Raw genomic sequence first — 14,289 nt, 5'->3', positions numbered from 1 at the left:
GTCAGCAAGTCTTAAGCACGTCCACGATTCGGTAAGCTCAGCTCGCGCAAAACGCAGCGACGAAGCCCTTGCCATTATTTAACCCCGGCACATTACGCCACAATCGCCAAGGATCACGGTCAAGCTTACTGTTATTCGAAAACCACGGTAGCTCTTGCCGCTCAATAATGGCTTTCCAACTCGTATATCCATGTGTGTCATTGCCGGTAATCTGAATCCTGCTAATTCCTGTGTATATGTCTCACGTGTCTGGCATTTTGGCGGACACATAGTATTTGTATCTTCCACGATGCTTATAACGGTGGGTATTCAAATGGCCCGATTCAAATCAGCAACAAATTCTTGGATAAGGAATTGGACACTAAACAATGGAAATTTTTCCTTGCACCCTGGTCTTCGTCGATGTCGACGCAACCGCCAGTCCCAATAGCACGAGTAAGGATCCGCTGTCCTACGCCCGCCAGGCGCTTTGTTTAAACAAGACCTTGCTTCATGCAGGCATGCCCCGGCTTAACGTCTTCACGAACGCACCGGACACGGTCAACGCATGCTTTTCCATTGCGCCGGAAGAGCGGCGTCCGCTTGTTCACGAACTGATCACCAGCGTCAACGTTCCAAGGAGCACGGAGTTCTACGCGGCGCATTTCAAGCTTGACCTGCTTGAACAAGTAGCCGACCTGCTCACGACCGACATGTTGCTGCTGCAACTCGACTCGGACATTGTCGCCATCCGTCCCCTGGACGATGAGTTGCTTCAACTCTGCGCCGATGCAGGAGTCGGCGCGTTCGACATATCGGATCAAGTGTTCCCGGCTTACGGCAGCGCCAGCGTCATCAAGGATCTTGAGATCGTGGCCGGCCGGCATCTGCTCAATCCGCGCTGGTATGGCGGCGAGTTCCTCCTCAGCACGAGCGCGTTCCTCAGGGCGCTGGTGCCTCGCGCCCGCGCACACTTTGAACGATATGTCGGCGAGATTGAGCGCCTGCAGCATCACGGCGACGAGTCATTTATCTCCGCCGCACTCAATACGCTTGCTGACGAAGGGCAACAGATCGTGGAGCTGGGCGCGTACCAGGCGATCGGCCGGCACTGGACCGGCAACACGCATCGCGACCTTCGATGGTTCCAGCATTGCTGCTTCGTCCACTTGCCCGATGGCAAGGCGTTGATCGAACGCGAGGCTCGCTATCCCGGCTTTAACCCGAACCGGTTCTGGCGGACGGTGTCGACGGCGCACCTGCTCAACCGCGCGCGCTTCGGCATCAAGCTGTGTTTCGAGGCGACCTCGATCGCGCCGCAACTGCGCAAGATGATCGTGCCGGGGCCGGGTAAGCCGTCAGCGCCGGTTGACAAACCGAGTTCGGGGCCGGACTCGACGGAGCCCGGCTCATTCAGCGCGCCGCGCGTAAAACATCGCCTGAACGAAAAGAGCGACGAGCCGGTGTCCTGAGTTAGCCGCAACTAGCCCTTGTTGCGGCCTGGCCATGTCAAGCCGCTGCGCTCGCTACGATCGACGCCGCGAGCAGCGCCTGTGTATAGGGATGCGCGGGCGCTTGCAAAACGTTCATCGTGTCGCCCATCTCCACAATCCGCCCCGCCTTCATGACCGCCACCCTGTGTGCCATCGCGCGCATCACGGCAAGGTCATGCGTGATGAACAGGTAACTCAGCGTGTATTTTTTCTGCAGCCGCGTGAGCAGGTTAAGCACCTGCTGCTGTATCGATACATCGAGCGCGCTCGTGGGTTCATCGAGTATCAGCATTTCCGGTTCGACCGCGAGCGCCCGGGCAATGGCAATACGCTGCCGCTGGCCGCCGGAAAATTCGTGAGGATAACGCGACAGGACATCGGCCGGCATACCCACTTCGTCGAGCAGCGCCACCACGCGTTGACGGCGCGCTGCGGCCGTCACCTCCGGCCGATGCAATGCAATCCCTTCGCCCACGATCTGCTCGATCGTCATGCGCGGCGACAACGATCCGTAGGGATCCTGAAATACCACTTGCAGCCGCGACGAAACACTGCGCCGCGAGGTCGCGCTCTTGAGCGTGGACAAGGACTGCCCGTCGATATGGATCATCCCTTGCGCCGGCCGCTGCAGGCCCAGGATGGCAGCGGCAAGCGTGGACTTTCCCGATCCAGATTCGCCTACTATGCCGAGCGTTTCGCCGCGTCTCAAAGTGATGCCAACGTCCTGCAACGCGCGGAATGAAGACTTCGAAAACGTGGACCGCCAGCCTTTCACCGAAGTCCGGTAGTCTACCGACAGCCCCTGCACTTCGAGCAGCCGCCGTGCGTCCGAAGCGATCGGGTCTAGAGCGCGTTCGGGCTCGCTGTCAAGCAGCCGGCACGTGTAGGGGTGCTGCGGATTTGCAAACAGTTCCGCAGTCGAATTGGTTTCCACCAGCACGCCCTTCTCCATCACCGCCACGCGCTGCGCAAAGCGCTTGACCAGGTTCAGGTCGTGCGTGATCAGCAGCACCGCCATGCCGCGCTCGACCGCCTCCTGTTCCTGCAAGCCGATCAGCAATTCCACTATCTGCTGGCGCACCGTCACATCGAGGGCCGTGGTCGGTTCATCGGCGAGCAGCAGGCGCGGCCGGCACGCCAGCGCCATCGCGATCATCGCGCGTTGCCGCTGACCGCCCGATAGTTGATGCGGGAAACTGTCGATACGCCGTTCCGGTTCGGCGATACCGGTGCGCCGCAATAGCTCGATACCCCGCTCGCGTGCCGCGTTGGGCCGCAAACCTTCGTGCAGACGCAGGCTCTCCGCGATCTGCTTGCCGATCGTGAACAAGGGGTTCAGCGCGGTCATCGGTTCCTGAAAGACCATGGCGACGTCGCGGCCGCGAATGCCGCGCATCTGTTGCTCGGTCTTTTGCAGGAGATCGTCGCCGTCCAGCAGGATGCGCCCCGTCTGGCGAGCGTTGTCCGCAAGACCCAGGATGGAAAGCGCCGTGACGCTCTTACCCGATCCCGATTCGCCCACCAACGCCACGCGTTCGCCGCGCCCGATCGAAAGATTGAGGTCCCGTACGACGGTCTTGTCGCCGAAAGCAATCGATAAACCGTCGAGTTGCAGCAGAGGGGCCGTCACTTTTGTGCCCCTCCGAATGCGGAACCGCGCGTGCGCGTATCGAGCGCGTTGCGTAACGCGTCGCCCATGAAGGTCAGCAGCAGCAAGGTGACGACAAGGCCACCGAACGCCGCGCCGGAGATCCACCATGCATCGAGATTGTTTTTGCCTTCAGCGAGCAGTTCGCCCAGGCTCGGCGTGGGTGCGGGCACGCCAAGCCCCAGGAAGTCGAGGCTCGTGAGCGAGAGGATCGCCGCGCTCATGCGGAACGGCAAGAAGGTGATCACCGGCGTAAGACTGTTGGGCAGCACGTGACGCCACATGATCTGCCAGTTCGACAACCCCATCGTCCGAGCCGCGCGAACGTAGTCAAGCGAACGGTTGCGCAGGAATTCGGCGCGCACGTAGTCCGACAGCGTGAGCCAGCCGAACGCCGAGAGCAGGATGAACAGCAGCCACAGGGTAGGTTCGAAGATCGATGCGAAGATGATCAGGAGGTACAGGTCGGGCATCGAACTCCATATCTCTATCAGGCGCTGGCCGATCAAGTCGGTGCGGCCACCGTAAAACCCCTGCACTGCGCCCGTCAGGACGCCCAGCAAGACGCCCGAGACCGTGAGTGCGAGCGCCATGAGCACAGAGAGCCGGAAACCGTACAGCAGGCGCGAAAGGACGTCGCGGCCGAACTGGTCCGTCCCGATCCAGTTGGTGGCCGAGGGCGGTGCGGGATTGGGTGTGGTCGCGAAATAGTCGACGGTGTCATAGTGGAAATGATTCGGCGGATAGATCGCGAAGTTGCCCTTCGACTCCAGCCGGTCGCGAATATACGGATCGAGATAGTTCGCGCGGGCCGGGAAATCGCCGCCGAATACCTTCTCCGAATAGTCCTTCACGATCGGGAAATAATAGTGTCCTTCGTAGCGGATCAACAGCGGCTTGTCGTTTGCCAACACCTCGCCGAGCAGGCTGACGACAAACAACGCGACGAAAACTATCGTGCTCCAGTAGCCCAGGCGTTGCGCCTTGAACCGCAACCATACGCGCCGGCCGGGCGACTCGGACGGCGGCGGTGTCGCGACAGAAGCTTCGCCCATGATGGGATTCACGGAGACGTTCATGCGCTCACCGGTCCAGCCGGTCGAACTGGATGCGGGGGTCGACGAGGACATAACAAACGTCCGCAATAAGCTTGGTCACAAGACCAATCAGGGTGAACAGGTAAAGCGAACCGAGCACGACGGGATAGTCACGCCGGATCACCGAGTCGTAGGAGAGCTGCCCCATGCCATCGAGCGAAAACAATGTCTCGATCAGCAGGTTGCCGTTGAGGAACGCACCCACGAAAGCCGCAGGCAATCCGGTCAAAAGCGGAATCATCGCGTTGCGCAGCACATGTTTCCAGAGCACGTCACGTTGCGGCGCACCCTTCGCACGCGCGGTCAGCACGTATTGCCGGCTGATCTCCTCAAGGAACGTGTTCTTGGTCAAGATCGTGATGATCGCAAAGTTGCCGACCACTGCAGCGGTCACCGGCAACGCGATGTGCCATAGATAATCGAGCACCTTGCCCGCCATGCTGAGCTGGTCGAAGTCGTCGGAGGTAAGGCCGCGCATGGGAAATACCTGCCACAGCGTACCGCCGCCAAACAGCATCAGCAGCAACACGCCCAATACGAAACCGGGAATGGCGTAGCCGGTCAGCACGAGCACGCTCGTGGCGGTATCGAACCGGGAGCCGTTTCGCACGGCCTTCGAGATCCCCAGCGGCACCGCCGAGGTAGGTCAGCAGCACGGTCCAGAGGCCCAGCGTGATGGACACCGGCAGCTTGGAACGGATCACCGCCCAGACGCTTTGATGTTGATAATACGACTGGCCGAGATTGAAGCTCGCGTAGTTCCTGAGCATGCTCGCGTAGCGCACGAGCGGCGGTTTGTCGAAGCCGAATTGCTTCTTGAGTTGCTCGACCTGCTGTGGGTCGACCCCCTGGCTGCCGTGATACCCGCCGGCCCCGCCCCCCTCGCCGTGGCTCCCGCCATGGCGCATCTGGATCAGGATTTGCTCCACCGGTCCGCCCGGCACGAATTGCGTCACGGCAAAGGTCAGCGTGACCACGCCGATCAGCGTGGGAATCATCAACAACAGGCGTCTGAGGATATAAGCGGCCATGGCAATCTCAGTGTGTTGATGCAGCCGTAGTAGCACCGGACGGCGCCTTCACGAACCAGTAGTCGACCAGCCAGTCCTCCGCAAGGTAAGAAAGCGGCGACACCCGGGGAAAGCCCATTCGCGCCCGGTAGCCCACGCGCGTAGTAGGCGCGTAGTACTCCGGCACAATGTAATACTCGTTGATCAGGATGCGATCGAGCGCGCGCGTGGCCGTTTCAAGATCGCCTAGCGTCTGCGCTTTCAACGCAGCGTCTATCATCGCGTCGGCGGCCTTCGAACGGACTCCCGGAAAATTTTCCGAACCCGGCTGCGACGCCGCCGCGCTGCCGAAGCGGCGTGTCAGTTCGCCGCCCGGGATGGTGACGGGTGCATAGATATACGTCGTCATGTCGAAGTCGAATGCGTCCATGCGTTTCTCGTACAACGCGCTGTCGAGTTCCCGCAGATGCGCCTGTATGCCAAGCGTCTGCAACTGCTGGATATACGGCAGGACGACCTTGTCCATGCCGGGTTGGTCGTCCATGATCTCGATGGTCATCGGCGCGCCGCTGGCGTCGCGCAATGCACCGTCACGATACTGCCAGCCCGCTTCGTTCAGGAGCGCCTGGGCTTCACGCAAATTGGCACGCAGCGAATGTGGCGGCACAGTGTCCGGCTGCTTCAGCATGGGGCCGAACACGGCAGCCGGAAGAGTCGAACGATACGGTTCGAGCAGCGCAAGCTCCTTTGCATCCGGCACGCCCTGCGCGCCAAACGGGGAGTCCTGGAAATAGCTGCCCGTGCGGCGGTATAGATTGTAAAAGCCCATCCGGTTCAGCCAGTCGTAGTCGAAAGCAAGCGTCAGCGCACGACGCACACGCGCGTCCGCGAACTGCGGTCTGCGCGTGTTGATGACCAAGCCCTGCATCTGCGCCGGACCGTCGGGGAACTGGCTTTTCCTGAGCGACCCGTTGCTGAAGTTCTTGCCGATGTACTTGCGCGCCCAGGTCGAGGACGAATACTCAGCGCGCATATCCGTGTGGCCGGCTTTGAAATCTTCCAGAGACGTGTAGGCGTCGGTGAAAAGCCGGAACGTGATGCGCTGGAAGCGGTACATGCCGCGTCGGGACGGCAAATCGGCGGCCCAGTAATCCGGGTTGCGCCTGTACGTGATCTGCTTGTCGTTCTTGCGCTGCTCGATCAGGTAAGGACCGCTTGCCACCGGCGGCACATCCGATATCTGATCGAACGGCGGCCGCGTGCCGTCTGCTTTCACGCCCCACTTCGGCGAGAAAACTGGCAAGTCCCCCGCGATCAGCGGCGCATCGCGGCGCGCTTCCTTGAAATCGAAGCGCACCGTCAGGCGATCGACCACGGTCGCGCGGCTGATGTTGGCGAACTGCGAGTTGTAGATCGGCGAGACCTGATGGCTTGCCAACGTGTCGTATGAATATTTCACGTCGGCTGCGGTGATCGGGTCGCCGTTGGAAAAACGCGCCTTCGGATTGATATGGTACGTGGCTGACTTGCCGTCCGGTGTGACCTCCACGTCGTCCGCGATCAACGGATACTCCGACGCCAGTTCGTCCCAGCTTCGCTGCATCAGCGTGTCGAACATCAGGTTCTTCAGGTCGGGCGCCGGTACGCCGCGAAGCAGGAAGGGATTCATCGAATCGTAACTTTGCAGCTCATCGTAGTTCTGGAAACTCATGTCGCCGTTAGCCGGCGCGTCCGGGTCCGCATAGTCGAAGTGCGTGAAGTTCGCCGGATACTTCGGCTCGTCGTATTGGGCGATCGACGGGTTCGCTAACGCTTGCGATGCAAAGAGCAGTGCAGCAACGCCCAGCGTAATGAAGTCCCTATTCATTGTCGCTTGCCGCCGGCGCCCACAGCGCGCCTTCCAGGGGATGATGCGGTTCGTTCATGACAAAACCTGAAGGGTGAAACGGATGCGTGCGTCCGGATGAAAATGCGACGCCGGCCACTCGTCGCGCGCATGTCGAGTGGCCGGGCCGCGCACCGCGCTCAATGCTTGATAATGTACATGTCTTCGCTGCGGTAATGGTCCATCGGGTTTTTCGTGGAATAGCCTCCCACGTAACTCTTGACCAACCGCACCAGCGTGTATTGCAGCAGCGGCAGCATCGGATAGTCTTCCATTGCCACCTTGGCTGCTTCGGTCTGCAACGTCTGGCGCGTGGCCGGGTCGGTGGAGTTGGATGCCTGGCGCATCAGCGCATCGGCTTTGGGATTGCACGCCTGGTTGTCGTTCTGCTCGGAACCGCATTGAACCAGTGTGAGGAAAGTGCTTGCGTCGTTGTAATCCGCGACCCAGCCGTTGCGTGCGATCTGGTAGTCGCCATCGTGCCGCTTCTTGAGCAGCACCTTGAATTCCATCGCCTGGATTTCAGTATCCAGACCCAGTTTCGTCTTCCATTCGGAAGCCGCGAAGATCGCCATCTTCTTGTGGTACTCGCTCGTGTTGGTGACGAACTGCAACTTGGTGCCAGGTTTCACGCCCGCCTCGGCCAACAGTTTTTTCGCCTCGTCCACGCGCTTCGCCATCGGCCATGAGGCCCAGTCGTACGCACTGACGTCTGCCCCCTTCACGCCTTTCACGATGACGCCATACGCCGGGATCTGGCCGTCGGCAGTCACACGCTGAGCCAGGATGTCCCGGTCGATGACCATGGACAGCGCCTGGCGCACACGCACGTCCTTCAGGAGCGGGTCCTTGTTGTTAAACGAGTAATAGCGCAAGCCGAGCATGGGCGCCGCGCGCATCTCGTTCGGGTACTCCTGTTTGTAGCGGGCAAAAGTGCCCGAGGGAAGCTGGTTCACCCAGTCGTCACCGCCGGACTTGTACAGATCCACGTCCGTGTTTTCGTCTTCCACAGGCAGGTACGTGACCTGGTTCAGCTGCACGTTAGCGGCATTCCAGTATTGCGGGTTTTTCGCCAGCACGAGGCGGTTGTTCACCTGCCAGTCCTTCAGCATGAAGGCGCCGTTGCTGATCAGCTTGCCGGGTTTGGTCCAGTCGTGGCCGTATTTGTCGACGCCCGCCTTGTTCACCGGCCCGAAGTTCGTATTCGACATCAGGTCGGGCAGGAACGGCACCGGATAAGGAGTCTTGATTTCGACCGTATACGGGTCGAGTGCGCTCACGCCAAGCGACGCCACCGGTTTCTTGCCTGCCACAATGTCTGTTCCGTTCAGCAGGAACATGCCGTAGGTGGTGGCGTACGGTGAAGCCGTTTTTGGATCGACGAGACGCTGGGATCCGTAGACAAAGTCAGCGGCAACAACAGGCTCGCCGTTGGACCACTTCGCATTCTTTCGCAGATGAAAGACCCACGTGGTGGGGTCCTTCATCTCCCACTTTTCAGCGACGCCGGGGACGGTCTCACCGTCGGAACGGGTGGCGGTCAGCCCTTCAAACAGATCGCGCGCGACGGTATTGGCCGGCACGGACTCCGCCACGTTCGGATCGAGTGTCTCGACTTCAGTGCCATTGTTGCGCACCAGTTCCTGCTTCGCGGCGAGTTGCACGCCAGGAGGAACGACTGCCGCCTGCACGGCGCCAGCGAGCATGACGCCACCCAGAGCAAGCGCCGCGGATGCGCGGCAAAGACGGATCGAAGAAGGACGTGGTGCGAAAAACATCTGGAAACTCCTGGTATTCGTTACTTCCACGCTCGGCGTTGACTGCGGCCTTGAGCGCGTCGTGCGATGAGGCGTCGAAAGATCGACGATTGAATCGAAGGGTCCGGGATTGTCGAAAACAAGGTCGCTCCAGCGCCGCATGACACGCGCTGGAGCGACCGTTCAATCGGTCAAACACACTACAGCGACATCAGAACTTGTACGTTGCGCCAATTTGCGCGAAGCGGCCAATGTTCGTGTATATCGACTGGTCGTAGCCATTCTGATCGAGCGTGCCATTTGCAAAGATCGGATCGTACGGCGGCGCACGGTTGAAGATGTTGTCGATACCGCCGTAGATCGTCCAGTGCTTGAAGCCCGTGTACGTCATCATCAGGTTGAACTGGCTGTACGATCCCACGTGGGACGGCCCGTCGGCAACCAGGTTCTGCGCATACGGACCGGTGAACTGCCAGGTCAACGCTGCGTCGAACTTGTTGTACGCCCAGTCCAGCGTGGTATTGCCCTTCCAGCGCGGGAAGCTGCCGCCGAACGGCTGTGTGAGGGTGTAGTCGTTACCCGCACCATTCACCGGCGCCTGACCCGGCGAGCCGAGCTTGAAGCTGTTCACGTAAGCCCAGTCAGCGGACAACGTGAACGTCCCGGTCTTCGTCGGCAGCGACTGGCGGAACGTGCCTTCGAAACCGTTCGTATCGAGGTAGCCAAGGTTCTGGTAAGGGATGACCTTGTACAGGAGATCGCCCGTGACCGGGTCGGTGACAACCTGGGAAGGCGAGCCCTGGCCGATCACGTTATCGACACGAATCTTGTACCAATCCAGGCCGATATCGGTCGTACGCGTGGGCGACAGCTGGAAGCCGATGCTCAGGTTTTTCGTACGCTCCGCCTTCAGGGCCGGATTACCTTCCGTGATCGACGTGTAGTTCTGGCCGGTGGCCTGGTCGACCTGAATACCCATCGTTTGCGAGTTGCTGTTCTCAACGAACGTCGGCGCACGGAAGCCACGGTTGTACGAGGTGTACATCGTGAGTGCCTGAACCGGCTGATAACGCAACGCGAAACGCGGCGAGAACGCACCGCCGACATCGCTGTAGTGGTCGTAACGGCCCGACTGGCTGAACGTCAGTGCGCGCACAATTGGAATGTCCACCTGGTAGTACACGGCAGCCACGTTGCGCTGGCCGTTCACCGTCTGGAGATTCGGGCTGATGACCTGACCTTGTTCGAATGCCGCACCCGGGTTCATCACTTCACTCTGGTGAGTGAACTGTGCACCGAAGCCAAGACCCACATCACCCGCTGGCAGACTGAAGAGGTGTGGCGTGGACAGCGTCGCGTCAACGGTATCGAGCTTCGAGATAGCCAGGTTGTTCGCATCCTGGTACAACCCGTTGAGGCCGTTCGGCGTCGCGGCGGGATTCGAGAAATCGAACGTACCGTTCTGGTAAATATTGGTCAGTGCCGCGGTGTTGAGCTGGTTCGTATAAGTGTTCGAAACCGTGCTTTGCGAGTGACTGACCGAGCTCGCCCAATCCCACTCGCCATTCGGCAAGTTGAACGAGCCCTTGATGCCCGTCGACGCGCGCCAGTAAGTGGCATACGTGTCTTCCGCTACCGCGCCCGGGAACGCATACGTGAGCGGCGTGGATACCCCATACGGGTTGTACTGATTGCTCGCCGGCACATTGAAGTTGAACGGCGAAAGCAGTTTGGTGTTCGGGTTCCACACGAGTGCGGGAACCTGCGGATTGCCGATAACGTTGTTCCACAGACCGTCATTCGTCGTGGTCTTGTTGCTGCTGATCAGGAAGTCGCCAAACGCCGTCGTCTCATCGTTGATCTTGAAATCAGCGTGAAGCTTCGCGTTCAAGCGCTCGGTCATCGGCGCGATAGACGTGCTTTCCGCGGAGTTGTATCCGCAGATCGTGCCCGGCAATCCCGATGTCAGCGAGTTGGTGCCAGCGGGATGCACCGCACCGCCGTTCGCACAGCCGCTCAATGCCTGCACGCTGCCGTCGGGCATATTCCAGTACGACGGCGCGAGCAACGAATGGCCGCCCGGATTGTTGGTGAAATCCTGCGAGCTCGTCGCATCGCGGTCGGCCAGCGTGAAGCCGTTCGACTTGTAGTAGCTTGCCGCTGCCGTCACGTTGAAGCGATCGGCGTTGAGATCGCCAAAGCCGGCGAGCACGCCGAATTTGGTCGTGCCCGCGCCGCCGCCCTGGCTGATGGCGCTGCCATAGCTGCCGTCGAGCTGCAGTCCCTGGAAGTCATGCTTCGTGATGATGTTGACCACGCCCGCGATGGCATCCGAACCGTATTGCGACACGGCACCGGTCTTCACGATTTCGATGCGGTCAATGGAGTTCAACGGCAGCGTGTTCAAATCGAAGAAGGAGTCGACGCTGTTCGAGAAGAACGCGAACGGCGCGACGCGCTGTCCGTCCACCAACACGAGCGTGTACTTTTCGCTGAGGCCGCGCAGGGCGATACCCGCAGCGCCTGCGGCAAAGTTTCCGGACTGGCCTTCGCCCCAGCTATTGGCCGAGTTGGCTGAGGTCGTGCGCAGATAATCGGCGACCGTCGTGGCGCCGCTCTCCTGAATGTCTTTCTGCGAAATCGTCTGAACTGCATTGAAGCCCACCTTGTCGGCGCTACGAATCAGCGACCCGGTCACTTCAAATTTCTTGATTTGCTGGACGCCCTTTTCAGCAGTCGGTGTCGCGGTGTTGTTGTCCGCGGACGGAGTTGCAGCGGTGCCTGATGCCGGTGCCGCCACTGCTGCTGCCGGCGCGCTTTCCGTCGTCGTCGCGCCGGCCGCCGTGCCAGTGGCGGCCGGCTGGCTTTGCGCAAACGCAGGTACAACGATCGCGGCTGACAATGCTAGCTCAGCCCAGACTATTCTTTTGATGGCCAGCGCCAATGCCCGTTGTTTCATTTTTCCCCTTCTCGCTCGTCAGTAAGGCCACAGCTGTGTGTGAGGTGAGGTCTTGTGAACCTCTCCACTCGATATACGGCGTTCTTGCGCCGCGCTCCGTTAAAGCTGACCCGCGCTTCTTCTGCCCGGCAACCGGGTCAACATCGCACCAAATTGCAAATGCAGACAGAAAGACGGGACACTTCAGATACTTCAATACCGGACTACTTATCTAGTGCAAACGAAATGCGCAGCGCTTCTAATTTTTTTAACTTCGACTACTTGTTGTGATGAACCGGGCAACGCCTTTCCATCGGGCCAACCTTACATAACACCATCAGTAATGCTTACAAAAATGAATAGAGTGCTTTTCAAGAAATCACGGTGCAAAGTCACCTAAAACAATCTTGGTGTACCCACCCATACAATCAACGCTTCTTCGCGAGCGGTATTGCACCAGGCGTGAGGGACAGTGGACTCGAAATGCGCGGTGTCACCAGTCTGCAATACGAACGTTGTACCTTCTAACGTGAGTGATATCTGACCGCTCATCACGTACAAGAACTCTTCCCCTGCATGTGTCGTGACTTCCGATGGGTTCTGTCCCACCGGCATCCTGACGAGAATCGCTTCCAGCATGCCGCCAACCGACAAGTTCGTCAGCCGTCCAAAAAGATTCGCAGTTCCGTCGAATCCGAAGTATTCCAGCTCACTCCCTCTACGCACTGACTTGTCTTCGGTTGGCGTGTCAACGAAGTACTGCACCGTAACGCCTAGCGCTCGCGCAATGCCAACCAGCGATGTAATAGAAGGCGTTGCATGACCTCGTTCCACTTGCGATAAGAAGGGCTTGGAAATCCCCGCACTTGTCGCCACTTCATCCAGCGTGCGCTTGAACCGTTGGCGAAGCGCGCGAATTTTGCTTCCTATGGAAACTGCGATCTGTGCCTTGTTATCGAGTGGCAAAACCATAGCAAGACAGAATCCCGTAGTCAAAATTAGTTTGTATACCAAACTATGTTTTATCGGATGCAACATCCTCCCTGAGACAAGCGCCATATGCCCGGTTAGTTGCTGCGATAGGTGATTCAATCAATGCGATTGTCGGGACACTTTCGCACTTGCCTAAACCCGGGCGATGGTTGCATACGCAACCATCCCCGTTCGCTGTCAAACTCCTTCGCTCCATACGGCGAGCGTGTACCGCCCGGATCAATGCGCGCATAGCTCGGCGGCACTCCGCAGGATGAGACAGATTAGAACCGGGATGCCGTTATTTCGATGCCACCATCACCCAGAGTCGGGCGAGGTCGGCCGAACCGTCTGAGCCTTTCACCGCACGGAAGGTTTGCACCGCACGGGCTTTGTCGCCTGCCACGTAGTAGGCCACGCCGAGATGCAACTGCGCCTGGTCAGGGTGATCGAGCCCACCCTTCGCGATCGCCGCCTCCATTGCTGCAAGGCCCTGCTTGGTTTGCCCCGCGAAGACCTGGTTGAAGCCGACATCGATGGGCGCTACAGGGTTCGCCGGATCAGCCGACGCTTGCGCCCGCTTCGCGGCTAATGCTTGCAATCGCTTTTCGCGATCCGCCTGTGCGTCGTGGCCCAGAACGCCCGATGCGAACCCCTGATCGATCACCTGCTTGCCCTCGGCGGTATTACCCGCCACGATCGCGAGCTGGGTCATCTCCATGTAATCGTCGACGCTCGTGAGCGAACCGGTTGCACGACGCAGCCGATAGGTGTCGATATCGAGCGCCGACGAATAACCCGGCTTCGAGCGGATCGCTTGAAACAGATCGTCCCAGTAGGCCTGCTTCGGGTGATAGGCAACCAGCTTTTCGAGCGCGCCACGGTACGTCGTGTCATCTTTCACACGCTGCGCGCACGTGCCGAGCAATTGCAGTTGCGACTCGTCGGGCGCATGGCCGGCACGCGCTTGTGCGTCGATCCCAGGCTTGAGCACGCTCACCACATTGCCGCAATCGTTCGACAGGTAGTAAGACTGGACGAGCAGAGTGCGCATGTCGGGATCGGTGCCGCCTGACTTCTGATAGCGCTGCGCAACCTTGATAGCCTGTGCGTAGTTCTTTTGCTCGAAATAGATGCCGGCAAGCGCCGCCGTAGTGCGTTGTTCGTCAGCCCCGGTGAGGCGTCCTGAACTCAACAAGGTTTCGTAGGCTTGAGCCGCTACACCGTTATCACCCGCCGCCGCAGCCGCCGCACCGCGCATCTCTTCGACCATATAGCTTTCGTACGGGGTTTTGCCCGGCACGGCAGCCGCCTGATCGATCTTCGTCAATGCGTCTTTGTACTTGTGCGCGCGATACAAATCCTGCGCAGCATTCAGCGGCTTCGACACGTCCGGCCGCAAGGTGTCCGCCGCATGAGACGTGACCGGCAGCACGACGAGCGCGGACAGCCCTCCGACAGCGGCCGCAATGACCGCGCGTTTGAACCGTTGATGGATCGTTAGCATTCC

General features: G+C 59.6%; 8 protein-coding genes and 1 pseudogene. 1 reads left to right on the top strand and 8 read right to left on the bottom strand.

The annotated features are described in order from the left end of the window. The first annotated feature begins 368 nt into the window (after positions 1-368). Positions 369-1,451 carry a hypothetical protein gene (locus tag BSU04_RS31420; RefSeq protein WP_089164182.1) on the top strand — a complete coding sequence of 361 codons (1,083 nt, stop codon included), beginning with the start codon at positions 369-371 and terminating at the stop codon, positions 1,449-1,451. A gap of 37 nt (positions 1,452-1,488) precedes the next feature. On the opposite strand, the gene BSU04_RS31415 is transcribed toward BSU04_RS31420, so the two are convergent. From BSU04_RS31415 to BSU04_RS31380, 8 genes and pseudogenes are all read right to left on the bottom strand, one after another. Further along, complete coding sequence (locus BSU04_RS31415; RefSeq protein WP_179258503.1) at positions 1,489-3,102, bottom strand: ABC transporter ATP-binding protein; 1,614 nt, start codon at positions 3,100-3,102, stop codon at positions 1,489-1,491. Next, positions 3,099-4,250, bottom strand: a complete 1,152-nt coding sequence (locus tag BSU04_RS31410) for an ABC transporter permease (protein ID WP_089164181.1) — start codon at positions 4,248-4,250, stop codon at positions 3,099-3,101. The genes BSU04_RS31415 and BSU04_RS31410 overlap by 4 nt, the downstream gene beginning before the upstream one ends. Next, positions 4,204-5,248, bottom strand: a pseudogene (locus tag BSU04_RS31405) (microcin C ABC transporter permease YejB). Before BSU04_RS31405 ends, BSU04_RS31410 begins: the two are co-directional and overlap by 47 nt. Positions 5,249-5,255: 7 nt before the next feature. Next, positions 5,256-7,094 (bottom strand): extracellular solute-binding protein, encoded by a 1,839-nt coding sequence (locus tag BSU04_RS31400; protein ID WP_089164180.1) that lies wholly within the window; start codon positions 7,092-7,094, stop codon positions 5,256-5,258. A gap of 158 nt (positions 7,095-7,252) precedes the next feature. Then, the gene (locus BSU04_RS31395; protein ID WP_089164184.1) at positions 7,253-8,890 is read right to left on the bottom strand and encodes a peptide ABC transporter substrate-binding protein; all 1,638 of its coding nucleotides are present in this window, start codon (positions 8,888-8,890) and stop codon (positions 7,253-7,255) included. A gap of 190 nt (positions 8,891-9,080) precedes the next feature. Then, entirely contained in the window at positions 9,081-11,828 is a 2,748-nt protein-coding gene (locus BSU04_RS31390; protein ID WP_089164179.1) for a TonB-dependent receptor, read from the bottom strand. A 375-nt stretch (positions 11,829-12,203) separates the two neighbouring features. Beyond that, positions 12,204-12,779 (bottom strand): helix-turn-helix domain-containing protein, encoded by a 576-nt coding sequence (locus BSU04_RS31385; protein WP_089164178.1) that lies wholly within the window; start codon positions 12,777-12,779, stop codon positions 12,204-12,206. Between the two features lie 301 nt (positions 12,780-13,080). Then, positions 13,081-14,286, bottom strand: a complete 1,206-nt coding sequence (locus tag BSU04_RS31380; RefSeq protein ID WP_089164177.1) for a tetratricopeptide repeat protein — start codon at positions 14,284-14,286, stop codon at positions 13,081-13,083. Positions 14,287-14,289 lie beyond the last annotated feature (3 nt).

It is taken from the genome of Caballeronia sordidicola (genome assembly GCF_002220365.1).
In the GTDB taxonomy this organism is placed as follows: domain Bacteria; phylum Pseudomonadota; class Gammaproteobacteria; order Burkholderiales; family Burkholderiaceae; genus Caballeronia; species Caballeronia sordidicola_C.
The sequence above is the reverse complement of the archived record's forward strand: the minus strand, read 5'-3'. Positions and strand labels throughout refer to the sequence as shown.

Bases quoted from the DNA above. Each gene is read 5' to 3' on its own strand.
- BSU04_RS31420 (WP_089164182.1), top strand. From the start codon at position 369: ATGGAAATTTTTCCTTGCACCCTGGTCTTCGTCGATGTCGACGCAACC.
- BSU04_RS31410 (WP_089164181.1), bottom strand. From the start codon at position 4,250: ATGTCCTCGTCGACCCCCGCATCCAGTTCGACCGGCTGGACCGGTGAG.
- BSU04_RS31400 (WP_089164180.1), bottom strand. From the start codon at position 7,094: ATGAATAGGGACTTCATTACGCTGGGCGTTGCTGCACTGCTCTTTGCA.
- BSU04_RS31395 (WP_089164184.1), bottom strand. From the start codon at position 8,890: ATGTTTTTCGCACCACGTCCTTCTTCGATCCGTCTTTGCCGCGCATCC.
- BSU04_RS31390 (WP_089164179.1), bottom strand. From the start codon at position 11,828: ATGAAACAACGGGCATTGGCGCTGGCCATCAAAAGAATAGTCTGGGCT.
- BSU04_RS31385 (WP_089164178.1), bottom strand. From the start codon at position 12,779: ATGGTTTTGCCACTCGATAACAAGGCACAGATCGCAGTTTCCATAGGA.
- BSU04_RS31380 (WP_089164177.1), bottom strand. From the start codon at position 14,286: ATGCTAACGATCCATCAACGGTTCAAACGCGCGGTCATTGCGGCCGCT.